Annotated in this window: 16 protein-coding genes; 1 reads left to right on the forward strand and 15 read right to left on the reverse strand. The window is 39.6% G+C overall.

Annotation, left to right across the window (positions count from 1 at the left end; genetic code table 11):
* Positions 1-15: 15 nt before the first annotated feature.
* From EM4838_RS10975 to EM4838_RS11010, 8 genes are all read right to left on the reverse strand, one after another.
* A complete protein-coding gene (locus EM4838_RS10975; RefSeq protein WP_071867193.1) occupies positions 16-1,350 on the reverse strand; it encodes a PTS sugar transporter subunit IIC in 1,335 nt (444 codons plus the stop codon).
* A gap of 278 nt (positions 1,351-1,628) precedes the next feature.
* Positions 1,629-2,330 carry a GntR family transcriptional regulator gene (locus tag EM4838_RS10980; protein WP_010734698.1) on the reverse strand — a complete coding sequence of 234 codons (702 nt, stop codon included), beginning with the start codon at positions 2,328-2,330 and terminating at the stop codon, positions 1,629-1,631.
* Between the two features lie 289 nt (positions 2,331-2,619).
* Positions 2,620-4,065 carry a glycoside hydrolase family 1 protein gene (locus EM4838_RS10985; protein WP_071867194.1) on the reverse strand — a complete coding sequence of 482 codons (1,446 nt, stop codon included), beginning with the start codon at positions 4,063-4,065 and terminating at the stop codon, positions 2,620-2,622.
* Between the two features lie 16 nt (positions 4,066-4,081).
* The gene (locus EM4838_RS10990) at positions 4,082-5,953 is read right to left on the reverse strand and encodes a beta-glucoside-specific PTS transporter subunit IIABC (protein ID WP_071867195.1); all 1,872 of its coding nucleotides are present in this window, start codon (positions 5,951-5,953) and stop codon (positions 4,082-4,084) included.
* A 118-nt stretch (positions 5,954-6,071) separates the two neighbouring features.
* On the reverse strand, positions 6,072-6,920 hold the full coding sequence (gene licT, locus EM4838_RS10995; RefSeq protein ID WP_071867196.1) for a BglG family transcription antiterminator LicT: 849 nt from the start codon (positions 6,918-6,920) through the stop codon (positions 6,072-6,074).
* A gap of 713 nt (positions 6,921-7,633) precedes the next feature.
* Entirely contained in the window at positions 7,634-8,347 is a 714-nt protein-coding gene (locus EM4838_RS11000; RefSeq protein ID WP_071867197.1) for a class A sortase, read from the reverse strand.
* Positions 8,348-8,375: 28 nt separating this feature from the next.
* The gene (locus tag EM4838_RS11005; RefSeq protein WP_071867198.1) at positions 8,376-8,708 is read right to left on the reverse strand and encodes a nucleotide pyrophosphohydrolase; all 333 of its coding nucleotides are present in this window, start codon (positions 8,706-8,708) and stop codon (positions 8,376-8,378) included.
* 397 nt (positions 8,709-9,105) lie between these two features.
* Positions 9,106-10,299 (reverse strand): MFS transporter, encoded by a 1,194-nt coding sequence (locus EM4838_RS11010; RefSeq protein WP_071867199.1) that lies wholly within the window; start codon positions 10,297-10,299, stop codon positions 9,106-9,108.
* 240 nt (positions 10,300-10,539) lie between these two features.
* On the opposite strand from EM4838_RS11010, the gene EM4838_RS11015 reads away from it, so the two are divergent.
* Positions 10,540-11,229, forward strand: a complete 690-nt coding sequence (locus EM4838_RS11015) for an N-acetylmannosamine-6-phosphate 2-epimerase (RefSeq protein ID WP_071867200.1) — start codon at positions 10,540-10,542, stop codon at positions 11,227-11,229.
* 310 nt (positions 11,230-11,539) lie between these two features.
* Here EM4838_RS11015 and EM4838_RS11020 read toward each other — a convergent pair whose 3' ends face one another.
* The 7 genes from EM4838_RS11020 to EM4838_RS11050 form a co-directional block, all read right to left on the reverse strand.
* Positions 11,540-12,376, reverse strand: a complete 837-nt coding sequence (locus tag EM4838_RS11020) for a PHP domain-containing protein (protein ID WP_071867201.1) — start codon at positions 12,374-12,376, stop codon at positions 11,540-11,542.
* A gap of 41 nt (positions 12,377-12,417) precedes the next feature.
* A complete protein-coding gene (locus tag EM4838_RS11025; RefSeq protein WP_071867202.1) occupies positions 12,418-13,308 on the reverse strand; it encodes a PhnE/PtxC family ABC transporter permease in 891 nt (296 codons plus the stop codon).
* 1 nt (position 13,309) lies between these two features.
* Positions 13,310-14,107 carry an ABC transporter permease subunit gene (locus EM4838_RS11030; protein ID WP_071867203.1) on the reverse strand — a complete coding sequence of 266 codons (798 nt, stop codon included), beginning with the start codon at positions 14,105-14,107 and terminating at the stop codon, positions 13,310-13,312.
* An 11-nt stretch (positions 14,108-14,118) separates the two neighbouring features.
* Positions 14,119-14,871 (reverse strand): phosphonate ABC transporter ATP-binding protein, encoded by a 753-nt coding sequence (gene phnC / locus EM4838_RS11035; RefSeq protein WP_071867204.1) that lies wholly within the window; start codon positions 14,869-14,871, stop codon positions 14,119-14,121.
* Between the two features lie 19 nt (positions 14,872-14,890).
* Entirely contained in the window at positions 14,891-15,913 is a 1,023-nt protein-coding gene (locus tag EM4838_RS11040; RefSeq protein ID WP_071867229.1) for a phosphate/phosphite/phosphonate ABC transporter substrate-binding protein, read from the reverse strand.
* Between the two features lie 350 nt (positions 15,914-16,263).
* Positions 16,264-17,148: a diacylglycerol/lipid kinase family protein gene (locus EM4838_RS11045; RefSeq protein ID WP_071867205.1), complete on the reverse strand. Its 885-nt coding sequence runs from the start codon at positions 17,146-17,148 to the stop codon at positions 16,264-16,266.
* A 389-nt stretch (positions 17,149-17,537) separates the two neighbouring features.
* Positions 17,538-17,981: a cupin domain-containing protein gene (locus EM4838_RS11050; RefSeq protein ID WP_071867206.1), complete on the reverse strand. Its 444-nt coding sequence runs from the start codon at positions 17,979-17,981 to the stop codon at positions 17,538-17,540.
* Positions 17,982-17,987 lie beyond the last annotated feature (6 nt).

The raw sequence follows: 17,987 nt of genomic DNA on the forward strand, positions 1-17,987 counted from the left end.
TGCTTTCTTTTCTATTTACTCGTTCGTGATACCATCTGTGATCTGGACAGAGGCTTGCTCTGCTTGTTCTTCTTCTTTCTCCTGTGCCAGCTGTTGTTTCTCAAATACTTTGAAGAATGGATAATAGATCGCTAAAGTGATAAAGAAGTTGAACACGACTAAGACACCCGCAGCGACGCTCCAATTGGTACTCATCCAAGCCGCAAATGGCGCTGGTATCGCGAAAGGCAACCGTGCCACCATCATTGGCACTAAACCACTTACCGTAAGGACATAAGAAATTGTTGTCGTTACTAAGGGTGCGACAATAAATGGGATGCCCAATACTGGATTCATGACGATCGGTGCCCCAAAAATCATTGGTTCATTGATATTGAACAAACCAGGAAGGATCGACAGACGTCCTAAGCTTTTCAGATACTTGGATTTGGAGAACATGAATAGCACGACTAATGCAAGAGTCGTACCTGCCCCACCAATCCAGACAAACCATTGTAAAAATTGTTCTGTAAAGATATTTGGCATATCATGTGCATTGGTTCCTGCATTGAATGCGTCGATATTTTCAGCAATCGAGATATCCCAAAACGGACGAATCACCGGTCCCATGATAGCCGGTCCATGAATCCCTAATACCCAGAAGAAACAAATCAAGAAAACCGTAAGTAGTCCACCAAATAAACTGTTCCCTGCTAACACGCCTTTAAGTGGCATCAACAATTGACTCAAGAAACCATTCAAGTCAAAGCCAAGCAAATGACGGATGACCCAAAAGAAAATCAAGATCACTGCTCCTGGGATCAATGCGACAAAAGAATTCGTCACTTCTGGCGGCACACCATCTGGCATTTTTATCGTGATTTTCTTTTCAATAAAGAAACGATAGATCTCTACAGTCAAAATCGCTGTTACGATTGCCCCAAATAAAGAACCTGAACCAAGATTCGCAATATTGATATAGCGTCCAGCGGTTATCCCTTCAAGATCTTCCAACACTTGAGTTGGTGGCGCAGCTACGATCAGAAAGGACATCAAGGCTAAAATACCGGCAGTTAATGAATCTAAACGATAGCTCTTTGCTAATGAAGAGGCAATCCCAAATGTGGCGTATAAAGCTAAGATTCCCACTGTATATCGAAATGGGATATCTAAAATTGCCCGATATGGTTCAATGACTGCTGCGACCGACGCAATCGGGATGTTCAACAATATCGTAAAAAATGAACCAACGATCGTTAATGGCATTGTCGCAATGATTCCTTTTCGAATCGCTGTCATGTGACGCTGTGTACCAATCCGATTCGCAACAGGCATGATTTTTTGTTCGATCAACCCTACAAATTTATCCATTTGTTACTCCCCCTTATTTAAACATTATAATGTTTAAATAAAAGATAACATATTAATGATATAATGTAAACATTTTCATTAAAATATATGATTATTCTGACAAAAAGAGACTGAGACAATCAGCCTCTCCCACCTCCTGAAACCGAATAAACGGCGGGAACAGAAGTATCCTCTTCGAGAAACAAGGCGCCATCCACAAAAATTTGAAGAACAATTTTCATGGATGACGCCTTATTTCTCGAGGCTACACACTTCTACCCCGACCTCATTGCGATTGTCTATGTTTCGTAGTTGATATGATAAGGATGTAGATCCGTATGATAAATTGCCTCTGAATACTCGACTACTTCTCGATCTTCCGTCGTTGATCGACGTACACGCTTGATCCCGATTTCTGAAGTCGTCTTTAATAGTGCTTTTTCTTCATCTGTTAAAAACGTAGCAGAAAAGTCATCTGAAAAAGAGTCGATAATGTGATTGTTCTGTGTGAGCAACCGGTACAAAGATTCTTTATCAAATTCTTTTTGTTTCATTTTATTCATGTCTTTTGGTAAATAGTGAACAAAATAGATATATGGTTGGTCATTTAAATAGTACAAACGCTTGAAGCATACTGCAGCTGAACCAAACATCGAATATAATGGATGATCTTTTTTGATACTGATTTTTTCTAAACCAATCGTTTCTTTGCGAACCTCATATTGGGAATCTTTTAAGATCTGAGTAAAACTTTCGGCTTTAGATAAACGATTGTAAGGACGATTGCTTAATACTGTCGTTCCCCGACCACTTTTCTTTTCGACATATTCATCTGTAGCTAATAACTCGATGGCTTTTCGCACAGTGATTTTACTCACTTGGAACAATTCTTCTAACTCATTTTCCGTCGGTAACATACTCCCCACCGGATACTTTCCTGAAAAAATATCCTCTTTGATCTTGTCTGCTACTTCTAAATATAATACACGCGTTCTTTTCATAGCTTCACCTTTCACCTTTATGTTAGTAAAAGAATAACATAAATAAACAAAAAAAAGAATAGAAATCTTGATAATTGGTCTACCTATGTACAAATAATAAGCTTAGACATAACAAAACATCTAAGCTTATTACCCTACTTTTTTCGTACCTTTGTTATATCCTTGTTTTAATAACATAATTGCCGATTATAAAAACAAGGAGAATTTTATCAGAAATTTCAAACAATCATTAAATTTGTAAGGACTTTGGTGGTGAAAGGCCTTTCTATAAAAATGGCCCAGTCGTTATTTATCCTAATTCTTCGCCGTTCGTTTTAATGACTGCCTTGTACCAGTCAAAAGATTTTTTCTTGGTACGTGCTAACGTCCCATTTCCTTCATCATCAAGGTCGACATAAATAAATCCATAGCGTTTACTCATTTCCCCTGTAGATGCACTAACTAAATCGATACAGCCCCATGGTGTGTAGCCCATCAAATCGACCCCATCAGCAACTGCCTCAGCCATTGCTTCGATATGACGACGCAAGTAATCGATCCGATAATCATCATTAATTGAGCCATCTTCTTCCACTTTATCGATCGCACCCAAGCCATTTTCAACAATAAACAGTGGTTTTTCATAGCGGTTATATAATTCGTTCAACGCCACGCGCAATCCTTCAGGGTCGATTTGCCAGCCCCACTCACTTGCTTCAAGGAATGGATTCTTCACGCCGCCTAGTAGGTTTCCATTCGATGTATCGGCATCTGGATTGGTTTCATCGATAGCTGATGACATATAGTAACTAAACCCGATATAATCCACTGGATACTCTTTTAATAATTGGAAATCTTCTTCTGTTTGTTCTAGTTTTTCCGCGTCCACACCATATTTCTTATACGTACGTGCTGTATAGGCTGGATATTCGCCGCGAACTTGCACATCTGTACAGAAGAAGTTGAACTCTTGATTTTGGATCAATGTAGCCACTTGATTGATCGGGTTTGCATCAATACTATAGGTCGTTGCATAAATGATCATACAGCCTACTTGGATATCCGAACGCAACTCATGTGCGATCTTCACCGCTTTACTGCTAGCGACAAACTGATTATGCCATGCTTGGAAAATATTTTGGTAGTCACTTGCGCCATTGCTTTTGACCAATCCTTGACTCAATGCTGGGAAATGGAAAGCTGAATTGATTTCATTGAACGTCATCCAATATTTCACTTTGCTGCTGTAACGTTCTAACACGGTGCGAGCAAAACGTTCATAAAACTCAATCAACTGACGATTTTTCCACCCACCGTATTCTTTTGCTAAATGTAATGGCATTTCATAATGAGAAATCGTAATGACTGGCTCGATATCATAACTCAAGCACGTATCGATCAATTCATCATAAAAAGCTAAGCCCGCTTCATTCGGTGTTTGCTCATCACCTTGGGGGAAAATTCGTGTCCAAGCAATGGAGAAACGATAACTTTTAAAGCCCATTTCTGCAAATAATGCAATATCTTCTTTGAAGTGATCGTAATGTTCGATTCCACGATGATTCGGATAAAGGTATTTCTCCTCATCGATCGTCCAATCAAATTCTTCGCTTCCGATGATTGCAAAACGTTGTTTGCCACCAGGCATTGCATCGGCGACAGATAAGCCTTTTCCATCCCGGTCGAACGCACCTTCTAATTGATTTGCGGCTGTTGCGCCACCCCATAAAAAGTCTTTTTTGAATCGTGCTGTCATGATTGTTTTCCTCCTTTTATTTTACAATTGCCAGAAAATCTTCATTAGCAATAATTTCTTGTTGATTAAGTTCTAACACATCTGCAAAGTGATCGGTATTCGTTACGACTACGGGGGTGATCACGCTATAACCTGCTGCTTTTATTTTCTCAATATCAAAGCGGACAAGCAAGTCCCCTGCTTTTACTTTATCTCCTTGTTTCACAAATGTTGAGAATCCTTCACCGTTTAATTCGACAGTATCCATTCCGATATGCATCAAAATCTCTACACCATCTGTGGTTGTCAAACCAACTGCATGACCTGTTGGAAAAATCGTCGTGATTTCGCCATCTGCCGGTGCAACTAATTCGCCCTTCTCAGGATCGATTGCAATCCCTTTTCCCATTGCCCCAGAAGAGAAGACTTTATCTGGTACTTCTGTCAGTGGTAAGACTTTTCCAGTCAATGGACTTTTCAAATTCTGACGTGCTGTGCTGATCGTATCCCCTGTTGTTGTTTCTGTTGCTTCTAATTTTTCATCTTGTACTTCTTCATCAAAACCAATCAAGTAAGTACCGACAAAACCAAGAACAAAAGCAACTGCTGTACCAATGATCGCCATGGTTACACTTGATTCAAGCGCTGGATCGGTACTGATAAATGTTGGGATGGTCAGTAAACTGATCAAACCACTAGAGAATGCTTTTACGCCAGCAAACCCGATGATTCCTCCACCAATCCCACCGGAAATACAGGCAACGATAAATGGTTTTTTCAAAGGTAACGTCACACCGTAAACAGTCGGTTCAGTGATTCCAAAGAACGAAGTAATCATTGAAGAGATCCCTAATGAGCGTAATTTTGAATCTTTCGTACGTAAAGCTACACCTAATGCTGCACCACCTTGTGCCAAAATTGCTGGTAAAAGCATTGGCATCAAAACATCAAAGCCATATTGTTCGATATTCAAGAAGATGATTGGCACAAAGCCCCAGTGCATCCCGAACATAACCAACACTTGCCACATGCTACCCATGATAACCCCAGCAACTAATGGACTGAAGCTATAAATCGAATTGAACAACCCACCTAAGGCATTACCGATAACGGTTCCAATTGGTCCTAATACTAAGAATGTCAAAGGCACCATGACTAACAAGACGATCATTGGTACAAAAATCATTTGTAAAAATTGTGGAATAACTTTCTTCACAAGTGGCTCAAACTTACTTTGTACCCAAACCGCTAAGATGATTGGAATAACAGAAGAAGTATAGCCTGATTGAGACAAGATCACTGGAAGACCAAAGAAATCAACTGCAACACCTGATCCTGCTAATTGCGTGATCGTTGGATAAACTAATGCCATCGCGATTGCTACGGACAAAAATTGATTGGTCTTGAATTTCTTCGCGGCTGTAAAGGCCAACATCACTGGTAGGAAAGTAAAGACCCCATCTGCTGCTGCAAACAAGATTTGGTAAGTGCCACTCTCTGCTGCCAGCCAACCGAGAACTGTCGCCAGTGATAAGAAACCTTTCAAAATCCCAGCAGCTGCCATGGCACCTAAGAATGGAGTGAAAATACTTGAAATAATATCGATCAAGCGATTCAAAGGATTTTTACTAGTATCCTCACTTTCTGAACTTGCCCCTTCTCCTAAGCCTTGTTCATCCACAATTGCTTGATAGACATCAGACACATTGCTGCCGATCACGACTTGATATTGTCCGCCACTTTGAACGACTTGGATGACATCGGGGTCATTTTTTAATTTCTGCGTATCTGCAATTGATTCATCTTTTAATTTGAAACGCAGTCTGGTCGCACAATGCACTAAACTATTAACATTTTTTTCTCCACCTACGGCTTCCCAGACTCTCCGTCCTACTGCTTGATTATCCATATTCTTTCCTTCTTTCTTTTTGATAAAAATAAAAAACCTAGATTGAAAAAACGGTCACGTGATTAGACGTGTCCATATTTTCAATCTAGGTTTTGCCTGCTTGATCCAGTAACAATCCTTATGATTGGGTTTGTTTTTCAGTTACTACACGTTGGATGTGGATCGTCAGGTAGATTTGTTCCCCTGGTCCCATCTCTTTTTGCTGTGTTTGTATCAGGTATTCATTGATCCGTTCCACACAGCGAAATGCTTTTGGATATTTTCCTTGGACAAGTGCATAAAGAAATTCATCTTTCTCATCCGAAGTTTCATCTTTTAAGTATCGTTGTGTGAAAAATTGTAAATGTGTAATGATCCGCTGATAATTCAAGGAATCTTCGTCAAAGGCGATGCCGAAAAATTTACTGATGATACTTAGGATATCTCGCACCATTTTCGTTGCCGCCATCGTTACTTGCATGTCGCCATTTCCCTGTTCACTATTGACGAAATGAAAGGCTATGAAGCCTGCTTCATCCATTGGTAAGGTCACACCGAGCTTTTCTTCAACAAGTTGAAGGGCTTGTTTGGCTGCTCGATATTCTTTAGGATAAAACTTTTTTGTCTCAAATAATAAAGGATTCGGTAATTCGATGTTTTCCTTTGCTCGACTGATCGCGTAATGGATATGATCGGTCAGTGTCAAATAGATGTTTGGCGATAATTGGATGTTTAGTTGTTCTTCGGCAAGGTCAACGATCTGCTTCACAAGATCGACCTCTTCTAATGGGACATCCGCCATCAATTGTTGGAACTGATGCGTAGTAAAAGAATCTTTTAGCACAAATTCTTTTTGGATCGATTCTTCAGAGATCGTATCGCCTGATTTTTTTTGAAAAGCAAGACCTTTTCCCATGCAGATGATTTCTTCGCCTAATTCATTTTTTGAAATGACAACATTATTATTCAAGACTTTTTCTATGACCATCTACATCGACCTCCCAACTATAAAATAAAAAAACCTAGAATCCGCCCGTAATTACTAGCTGAATTCTGGTTTTGCCTGCCGAACAGTAACAATCCATTGATTAACTACGTTTACTATACCACTATCACATTCGTTATGCAACCCTTTTCATAGTTTTTATTTTTTTTAAAAGGAGAATAACTTTAAGCATCTTGACACAATGAATCCAATATACAAGCGATGAGAGTAACGAAAAAGGATAGAAATGAACGAGCCATTTCTATCCTTTTTCCTCTATTGTGATGTTGATGATCAGAATATGAAAAGCTTTTTTCTATCTTACTGCTCAGATCAAAACGTTTTTCTCACAACCTTGATAAACGGTGATCGAAAAACTGATCTTCAACACTAAGCTAAAAAATTGTAAAATATGAGAAGCTATTTTTCAATTTCCTATCTTACTGCTCAGATCAAAACGTTTTTCTCACAACCTTGATAAACGGTGTTCAAGAAGCAACACTTCGGTCATAAGCCAAAAAAATCAAAAATGAAAAAGCCATTTTCAATTTTTCTGTCTTATGCCTTAGTGCTGATCGCTTCTTTCATAACCTTGACAAACAGTGTTCAAAAGCCAACTCCTACGATAATAAGGGTCTCCCTGAGAAAATATAGAAAACTATTTTCTCAGGGAGACCCTTATTACTTGGAGCTGAACGGCTTTTTCACAACCTTACCTAAAACGTTCTCGTTGGCATGTCAAAGGCGTTTTTCATTTCTTGGGTGGCTTCTTTCATTGGTGTGATGCTTTCGAGTTCTCCTTGGACGACTAGGCGTGTAATGGCATCCATATCACCACAAGTGATCAAGGTGATCAATTCTTTTCCTTCTTCGATGTTCAATAATTCTGTTGCTGAAGGGTCGACTTTTTCTTTGAATGTCGCTTTGTACGTGTAGACGTTTTCCAAATCGACGATATAGATTTTATCACCTAAGTTTAGGTTTTCTAACGGAGTAAAAAGTAATTCCGGATTGTTGGCACGATGACTTGCTAAGGCATAGTTGCCTTTTCCCATTTCTTGATCTGGGTCTAATGTTCCGGCACCGTACAATAAGTTTGCATTATCTAACCCTCTAAAAATCGGCAAATTGATCGAGACGGATGGGACGGCGATACTTCCAATGACTGGTAGATCTGGTCGATTCAATTGGGCTCTTAACACCGCTTCTGAACTCATTGATTCAACTGAATCAAAATCAAAGTTTGCCTCTTTTTGATTATTTTTGACAATATCATCACGAGTCACATTAGAAATAGCGTACGCATCTCCCGTATTTTTAACAAAAAAATCTTTGATCTGTTCATTAAAGATCAAGGCTAATCCTACTAATAATAGTAGAAACAATAGGAAATTGACCAGCCACTTTTTGGCTCTTCCTTTTTTTTTCATGTATCTTCCACCTTCCACGCTTATCTTCCTATGATAATTCTGTATATTTTTCTTTGCTGTTTTTACTTTTTTCTACTGGGTATTTCTGATTGTTTTTTTCTAATTTTTCTTCAATGATCGTATCGATATCTAAATTTAGATTGTCGGCCATCATATAAGAGTATATCAACACATCTGCTAGTTCTTCTTTGATTCGTTCAAGCTGAGTGGTGGTGACTTCTTCTGGTTGCTTCCATTGGAATAACTCTAATAACTCTGAGGCTTCTAAAGAAATCGAAATTGCTAAATCTTTTTCATTATGAAATTGTCGCCAATTGCGATCATCTCTAAATTGATTGATTTTTGCCATGCTTTTTTCCATTGATCTTCTCCTATTTTTAAATCAAGCTAAATTAATCATACCATGTTTAAAGTAAAAATAGTTTAGACTTATTTTAATAATGTTTTATATTTTTTATTATGTGGAGAAAATATGCGTATTATTTTTTCATCAAGGATAAAAGACAACTTGAGTTTCTTCAATGCCTTGCTATTACAAATCATAGGTACGTATTTTATGTAATGGGCCTGAGACACTAGTCATCTTATGCCCTTTAAAATCGAATAAACGGTGTTCCAGAAGCTGACCTTCAACAATAAGTTAGACAATTGTAAAATATGAATAACTATTTTTCAATTTTTTCTTACTGTTCAGGTCAAGACGCTTCTATCACAGCCTCAATTTAATCATATGTTAGAATATCCCTTTGATCCATTTACTATTGTTGTAAACTTGTTTTCAGATCTCTTACTCCTGATAAAGTCAACAAGACAAGGAAACTGATTAAATAAATTCCACTCAGAAATAGAATAACAGCCGTCAAACTATAATGGTACATTAGAAAGCCGATCACGATTGATGAAAAACCGCCTACTGCTCGTCCTAGGTTCATGATAAAATTATTCGCTGTTGCACGGATCTCTGTTGGATACAAACTACTGATGATCGCGCCATACCCGCCATACATTCCGTTGATGAAGTAACCTACGACTACTGCTGCCGCAACTAAACTCCATTGACTGTGTGCAAGTACGAGTAAAAAGACAGACAAAGAGGAGCAAATCAGAAACAAGCCAAATGCGAGGGTTGGACCAACTTTATCCATGATGATCCCAAACGTCATCATCCCTAATGACATCCCTAAAATCGTGCTGATCATCCATAAAGAGGACCCCGATACTGATAGACCTAATTGTGCCTGCATGATTGAAGGCAACCAATTCATCAATCCGAAGTAGCCGGCAATCTGTACAGTAACCATCAGACTAAGACCTGTCGTTTGCCATGCCATGTGTTTCGTTTGGAACAAATGACTAAGCTTTGTCTTTTTCCCAGTTTCTTTTGTTTCTTCAAATGCCTCTGGTTCTTTTAGCCCTCTTCGAATAAATAAAACCATCAAGACCGGCAAGACACCGATGACGTAAAGCATTTTCCAGCCAAACAAAGGAATGATCACCGCTGCTAAGATGGCTGCCAAAGCTGCACCAACTTGTGCGCCGATTGCAGCGACAGAAGATGCACGCCCGATTTGTTTCTTTGAAAAGCTTTCAGAAATCAAAGACATACATGCGCCGTATTCCCCACCAGCGCCGATTCCTGCGATAAAACGAAACAGATAAACAAGATAAATATTCGATGCAAAATACATGAGTAAAGAAGCAATTGAGAACAAAATGACTGTTTGCGAAAATACTTTGACTCTCCCATATTTATCCGCCATCAATCCAAAAAAAATACCTCCAACGAGCATCCCTAAATTAGTGATTGTTGCAATCAACCCTGCTTGCGTTCCACTAATATTAAAAGTTGCGATCATTGAAGATAATGAAAAAGCTAAAAACATAATATCCATATTTTCTAAAGCAATACCCGCCGATGTTGATAATAATACCTTTCGTTGATACTTCGTCATTTTTCTTCCCCTTTTCTTTAAATCACCCTAAATTGTTAAAATCATATCCAAAATCCAAGAAAAAATCAAGAACTTTTTCAGTATATGCGAAAAAATTTTGATCCTTCTTTTGTAAACGAATGATTTTTCCAATGGAAGGTGCTGTGAATATAGCCCTTTCTCTTTACACTCATGAAAGCGGATGCTATATTTCTTGGTAGAAATGGCTTACTATTGTTTTCAGAATGGAGTTTTTGACAAATGGACAAACAAGAATTTTTAGAACAAATCAGTCATGGATTGATCGTTTCTTGCCAAGCATTACCTGACGAAGTTTTTTATTCAGAAGAAGGTGGCTTGATGCCTTATTTTGCACTAGCTGCAAAGAAAGCTGGCGCAGTCGGTATTCGGGCAAATTCAGTCAGAGATATTTTAGAGATCAAAGAAAAAGTTGATTTACCGATGATTGGTATCATCAAACGGGATTATCCCCCTGAAAAACCGTTTATCACTGCAACGATGAAAGAAGTGGATGAATTAGTCGCCACTGGCGTCGAAGTGATTGCACTTGATTGTACCCTGCGTAAACGACACGATGGCTTATCGATCAGCGCATTCATTGAACAAATCAAAACGAAATATCCTCATCAATTATTTATGGCAGATATTGCGACCTTTGAAGAAGGAATCAATGCTTATAAAGCCGGGATCGATTTTGTTGGGACGACATTAAGCGGCTATACCGAAGAAAGTGAAGAAACAGAAGGGCCTGATGTGCAGTTGATCAAACGACTTCTTGAAGCCGATGTATGTGTGATTGCAGAAGGAAAGATCCACACACCCCAACAAGCGAAAGAAATCCAAGCGTTAGGTGTAGCTGGTATCGTGGTTGGTGGCGCCATTACCCGCCCACAAGAAATCACTCAACGATTTGTTGCTGCGTTAGATTGACAACACTTGAAAACAAAAAACCACTGTCTTTAAGTAACGGTTCACGCTGATCAGGGAGTGGGCCATTCGTTCACCTCCCCCCACCTATAACCGAATAAACGGCGGGAACAGAAGTAACCTCTTATTATTGAAGTGCCCCTTCTTGAACGACGTTTATTCTATCTTAGACAGTAATGGCGTACTCCCCTAGATACTTTTTGCCTACACAAAAACGGTCTTTCAACACGTGCAAGGATGATCGCACGAATGGAAAGACCGTCTTTTCAGCCGGGGGGGGCTAAATAAAATATAGGATAAAAAAGAAAAAAATTTAGTTGGCTTTCATATGTGCATCGAGTAATAACTCGTCAGGAAATTCACGTACATCAGCCATGGCACACTCGCCAAAATAATCTGGTCCGTTCTTCCCTTTAAAATCAGATCCTCCAAAACAGCGGATATTGAAACGATCAACTAATTCCTGTACTTTTCGTTGATCTTTCAAACTATGTTCTGGATGATATTTTTCGATACCATCAATACCAAACGAAGCCAGCTCCGGGATCAACTCGAAACTTTCGAGCTTTCCTGGGTGGGCAACGACGGACATCCCGCCACCGAGCTTGATTGCTTGGATCACTTCGTAGACATCGATCATTTCTGTCTCTTCTTGACCAAAATCATTATATTTGAATAATTTACGGTAAAGATGTCCATCAATCGATGTATCATATCCTGCTTTGATCAACGCAGACATGATGTGTTGTTTGTAAAGAGCGGTCGCCTGTTTCGCAAACTGTCTCACCTGCTCTTCTTTGATACGAAATCCTTCAGTTTGGATACGTCTCAACTGACGTAAGGTATTTCTTGTTCGCGCCGCACGCAACGGTTCACATAACTGTTCGATATACTGATAATTCAGTAGATTATACCCTAAGATATGTACCTGTTGCCGGCGTTTGAAATCATAAGCGGTCACTTCGATGCCTTCAATAAAATTGATTGGGGAAGGAGCGAAGACCTGTCTTATATGAGCTAATCCCGCCGAGGTATCTTGATCTACGACGGACAGGATATTCATGTGATGCTTCAATGCTAATTTGAGTAGTTCTTCTGGTGAACTGCTGCCATCTGAAAAGTAACTATGGACATGCAAATCTGCTTTCACTCGACGTCCCCTCTCCTTTTTTCCAGTCAATTTCATCTCAATCAAGCGTGAATGATATATTTTTTTCGTAGTCTGATCGCCACGACTTCTAAGATCGCAACTACTGCTAAAATCATATACACTAATACGCCGATCTCATGAAAATCAAAATAAAAACTACTTGTCATCGCAAGTTGGAACCCTAAACCACCCGCTCCTGCGGCGGCACCTACGGCAATCGCATTAGTAAAGTTGATCTCAAAACGGATGAACAACCAAGAAAGCAAAGCGGTCATACAAGAAGGTAAAATTGCTTGGAACACCACCTGCCACCAACTTGCCCCACACGCACGTAATGCTTCGATCACACCAGAATCGATTTCTTCAATACTCTCAGAAAAGACCTTTATCAGATAAGCAATCGTGTGAAAAGACATGCCAATGATTGCCGCATTCGCACCCAATCCAATCAAGATCGAGAAAATCATGACCCACAAGATCGTTGGAACCGCACGGATGAATGACATTACTGTTCGGATCGCGTTTGATAGGCCTGAATGGCTGATATTTCTTGCTGTAAACAATGCCATCAAGAAAGCTGTCACTCCACCGAGCAATGTGGTGATCACTGCTAAACCTATAGTCATACCTAATGCTTGAAGCAATGCTTCAAAGGGAAAACGTCCTGAGAGTCTTGGCTGGAGAAAAATCCGTTGCAAGTCTGTAAAAAATTGTCGCGTCGCATCCAGCAAGACGACCTCTCCATAATTCATCGTGAATAAGGTGTAGATCGATATACTAGTCAGTAGCGTAAACAAGACCCAAGGGACGATCCGATAGGTTTTCCACACGCGAATCCGGATTTTCTTTTTAGCATTTCGTCTGATTTTTGTCGGTTGGGCTAAGACGGTTTCTGTCACCGCTAATTCAAGTTCACTTTGTCGTTGGACCATATCAATGAATCATCCTCCTAATTTTATTGGACGAAAGTTCCAGTGCGATCACGATGATGACGATCGTCAAGATGACCATTCCTGCCATATCGTAGCGAAATTTCTTATAATAGAGGTCAAACAGAAAACCGATCCCCGTTCCGGTCAATATGCCGACTAATGTTGCATCACGGATGTTGTTTTCGATCATGAACAATATCCAACTGATCAGCTGACCAAAGACCATCGGTAAGACGCCTTGAAAAATGAGCGCAAAGTAAGAAGCACCAGTCGCCGTCATCGCTTCTGTGATACTTCCTGCCACTTCATCGATCGTTTCCATAAACGAGCGCGTCAAGTAACCGTACGTTGTAAAGGTGATGGCTAAATAACCAGTAAATTCATTTTGTTTGAAACTCAACAGTAGGACCATTGCCCAAACCACAATCGGGATATTTCTAAAAAAACTAGCAAAGACCCGCGCCACTGTTTTTGTTCCCTTATTCAGGCCAGTTGTCTCTGAACCAATGATTGCCGTAATCAATGAAAATACTGTGGCAGTCATCGTTGCTGTGATCGACAACAAAACCGTCTCAAGTAATTTAGATAAGATCAATGGCAAGGATTGGATCGAATTTTCCGTTGGGATAAAATTGGTGAACAACCAGAAAAAACTTTGGGGAATCGCCGCAATAGCTGCACCAAATTGAAAGCCAACAAATTGTGAAAAGGCAATGTACACGACAACAAAGCTAAAGAGTGTCACAAATAAAAACTGCTTCTTTTTACGAAAGAGATCTTGATTCAGTGTTTTATCCATCCAAGCCCTCCCTATACTAACAATTCATCAGACTGATAAATCTGATTGATTTGATTTGTTGTCAGTTCATCTGGGTTTCCAGAGAACACGACATTGCCACTATTCACGCCAATGATCCGATCGGAATAATCGATCGCAACTTCTACTTGGTGAAGATTCACTAGACAAGCAATATCTAATTCTTTCGTCACTTGCCGTAAATAATCCATAACGACTTTTGAAGATTTGGGGTCTAAGGAGGCGATCGGCTCATCACATAAGATCAACGCAGGACGTTGCATCAATGCTCGGGCAATCCCAACACGTTGCTTTTGTCCACCACTCAATTCATCACAACGTGTGTAAGCAAACTCTGATAATCCGACTTTTTCTAGCAAATCGAAGGCTTCCTGTTTTTCCTCTTCATTGTAGACACCAATCGAGCCTTTCACAGCAGACTTGTATCCAAGTCTACCGTGAAGGACATTTTCAACAGCTGTGAGGCGACTGACTAGATTATAATGCTGGAAAATCATACCGATTCTTCTTCTTTTTAAGCGTAAAGGCTTCTTCTTTAGACGTTGCATGTCCTCATCTTCAAAGAGAACAACCCCTTCATTCGCAGAAATCAACTGATTGATACAACGCAAAATCGTGGATTTTCCTGCACCTGATGGTCCGATGATCGAAACAAATTCTCCTTTTTCTAGTTGAAAGGAAATGTCCTTTAACGCTTGTTTCCCGTTACTATAGGTTTTTGAAATCGAGTCTACTTGTAATAGCATGGCTCGTCCTTTCTACTTCTTAGCGAAGTGGGTCATAGAAACTATCAGTGACTTCAACGAATTGTTCATCCGCTTCTTTCTGATATAGACCCACAGATTCTGAGTCTTTTGGTGAAAAGATCGCTTCATTATTCGTCACTTCTTCACTCATCATGGCTTGAGTGATTTTATCGACTGTTTCTTCATCCAGATTATCTCTGTTGACAACAAATGGTCCATTTAACACTGGGATCGAATGGATCACACGTACTTTTTCGCCTCTTACTGTATCAAATGGTGCCTCTGCATCTGCTTTTACTTGGTAAACGACACCCGCTTTATTTTCTTCACCTTCCACGACATCAAAATATTGAGCCATGTTCATAAATGCCGCTACGTCTGCATCGCCTTTAAGTAAGTTCACCGCAGAACCTTGGTGAGAACCTCCGAAAAGTACTTTATTGAAGAAGTCACCATCAATGATCAATTCATCCGAACTACCAAGTCCAAATTGGTCAACGATTGCTTGACTCGGTACTCTAAACCCAGAAGTGGAAGAATTAGAGACAAAGGAAAACGTTTTGCCTTCAATCGGTTCCAACGTATAGCCATCACCCTCTTGATACTCCGCTGTATCTTCTTCATTGACGACAATAAAACTGTAATAAACAGCATCTTCCAGAGTGCCACTTGCACCCGAATTTGTTAAAATCGCTTGAACATTTTCATTTTTGCGATTGGCTTCAATATAGCCATCTGGTCCCATATACGCTAAATCTACTTGTCCGTTCGCAATCGATTCGATCACGATATTATAATCTGTACTAATGACGATCTCGACATCTCTACCTGTTGCTTCCGATACGATCGTTTGGATCTCATTTCTTGATTGTTCAAATTCACTTGCTGATTCATTGGGATAAAAAGCAATCTTGATTGGTTCGGCAGAATTCTGGCTTTCGCCATCTGCTTGAGCATTGGAATTACACCCAGCTAATAAAAATAAACCGGTCATGAAAAACATCGCACTAATAACTTTCAATCGTCTTTTATTCCAAAACATGTGTGGTAAACTCCCTTGTTTTTTATTTGGTACATCTTTCATTTTATGGACTCAATGTAAATTTCTAATGGACTTCACGATAGGAGTAGATGAAGATTGTAAATCATTTGTAAAACAAGGTCTCTTTTCTTTGATCATCCAACACCTTGGTATACCTACGTTTTTTTTTGAAATAAATAAAACCTTTAAGAAATCCTCTTAACAAATTCATCCAATATTTACAAAAAAGCGCAAAAAATAAAGGGTGCCTCGGCTGATTTGTTTCATCACCGAGTCGCCCTTTTCTATCTTTTATCTTTCATATTCGTGGTTTTAGGTAGTTGGTCTAGTTGATTTTGCTTAATTTGATTCTAACAATAAACGGATAAATGTGATGGTAATACTTGGATCGTTACTGGAAGTTTTGTCCCTTCATCCCCATCGATATTTGTTGCTAGTTCTTCTTCGTCTACTAAAGAAATCACTAACTTCTCTGCTGTCTGATACGCAAGATTCTCCGTCGTCGCATCGACTCCTTTGATCAAATCAGGCACTGCTTTTAAGGTATCAAAAAATGAGCGGTCTTTTAAATATACAAAATGAAGCTTGCCATCATTGATTTCTGCTTCTGGCAAGAGTGTTTCAAAACCACCAACCGAGTTCGTCAAACCGATCAACAGGGTACTACTTTCGATTTCTTCCTCTACGCCATCAGCTTCCACATGGAACGTATAGGATTGGGTATTTGTCAGTTGTTTGAAGCCAGAAATAAAATAAGCCATCTTTCCTAGTTTGGTTTTCTTTTCAGGATCAACGTCATTGATCGCTTCTGGAATCGTTCCAATGGCAACGACGTTCATAAAGTATTGATCATTGATTTTCCCGATATCTAACGGTTTCGTGTGTTCGATCGAGAATTGTTGGATGGCTTCCTCTGGATCAATCGGCATATTCAACGCTCGTGCTAGATCATTCACCGTTCCTAAAGGGAAGAAGCCAAAATTTGGACGATGCGCTTGTTCTGCCAAGCCGCTGATAGCTTCATTCACCGTACCATCACCGCCCATCGCAAAGACACTATCGATTTTTTCCAGCGCCCCTTCACGAGCAAAATTCGTCGCATCGCCACTTTTTTCAGTGTGCAAGACTTGGACTTCCTCAAAAATGGTACGCAATTTATTTTCTGCCATTTCTTCATATTCTTTTGCTTTTTCTCCTCCAGAACTAGGGTTAACGATCAACAACGCTTTTTTCATCCGATTTCTTCCTTTCTAGTTTGTTCTTTCTCTTACAATAACATAAAACAAGAAAATTCTAAGGAATGATGCTATGGGGAAAAGCAACAAAAAAGCGATAAACTCTGAATCAACAGAATTTACCACTTCACTTTTCAGATCATTCATTCGAAAAAAATACTGCCACTTCAAACGTGCCACTTGACTCATTAAACCAAAACCATTCAGAAGCACCGGTTATTCGGCTTTAGTACATTCTAGACCTTCTTCCGCACTCTCATGTAACGATACTTGAAATAAAAAATAAACACTCACTTAAATTGATTATTTGCACCTATCCATTGTTACCTGAGATCATGAAGCCCGACCAGCCATAAAACCAAATAACCGGTACTTCCGAAATACTTTGTTTATTGTGATTGCCAATCGGCTGGATAAGTCACGTAGATAAAGCGTGCTTCCCCAGTTACTGAGAACTGGATACTCGTGCTTTTCGGGATCAAGATCAGTTCTCCAGCTTTCGCAGAGACTTTCCGTCCATCAATCAATATATCTAGTTGACCAGAAATCACATAATCGATTTCATCATATTCTAACGTCCAATCAAAAGTCGTATCGGTCATTTCCATAATGCCGCAACCCAGACGTGGGCTTTCTTGTAATGAAAAAAGATCTTTTGTATATACACGGTCAGCAGGGTTTCCTGTATCAAGGCGATCTTCTTCAGACACTGTCATTTCTGCTAGTCTAATGGAAGCAACACCACTAGGATCGACCTGTTTTGCCGGCATCAATTTTTCCATCACTAATTGTCGTACTAAGTTTTCGATCATTTGACGATCTAATTCTGCCATTTTCGC

Source organism: Enterococcus mundtii (assembly GCF_002813755.1).
Lineage (GTDB): Bacteria > Bacillota > Bacilli > Lactobacillales > Enterococcaceae > Enterococcus_B > Enterococcus_B mundtii.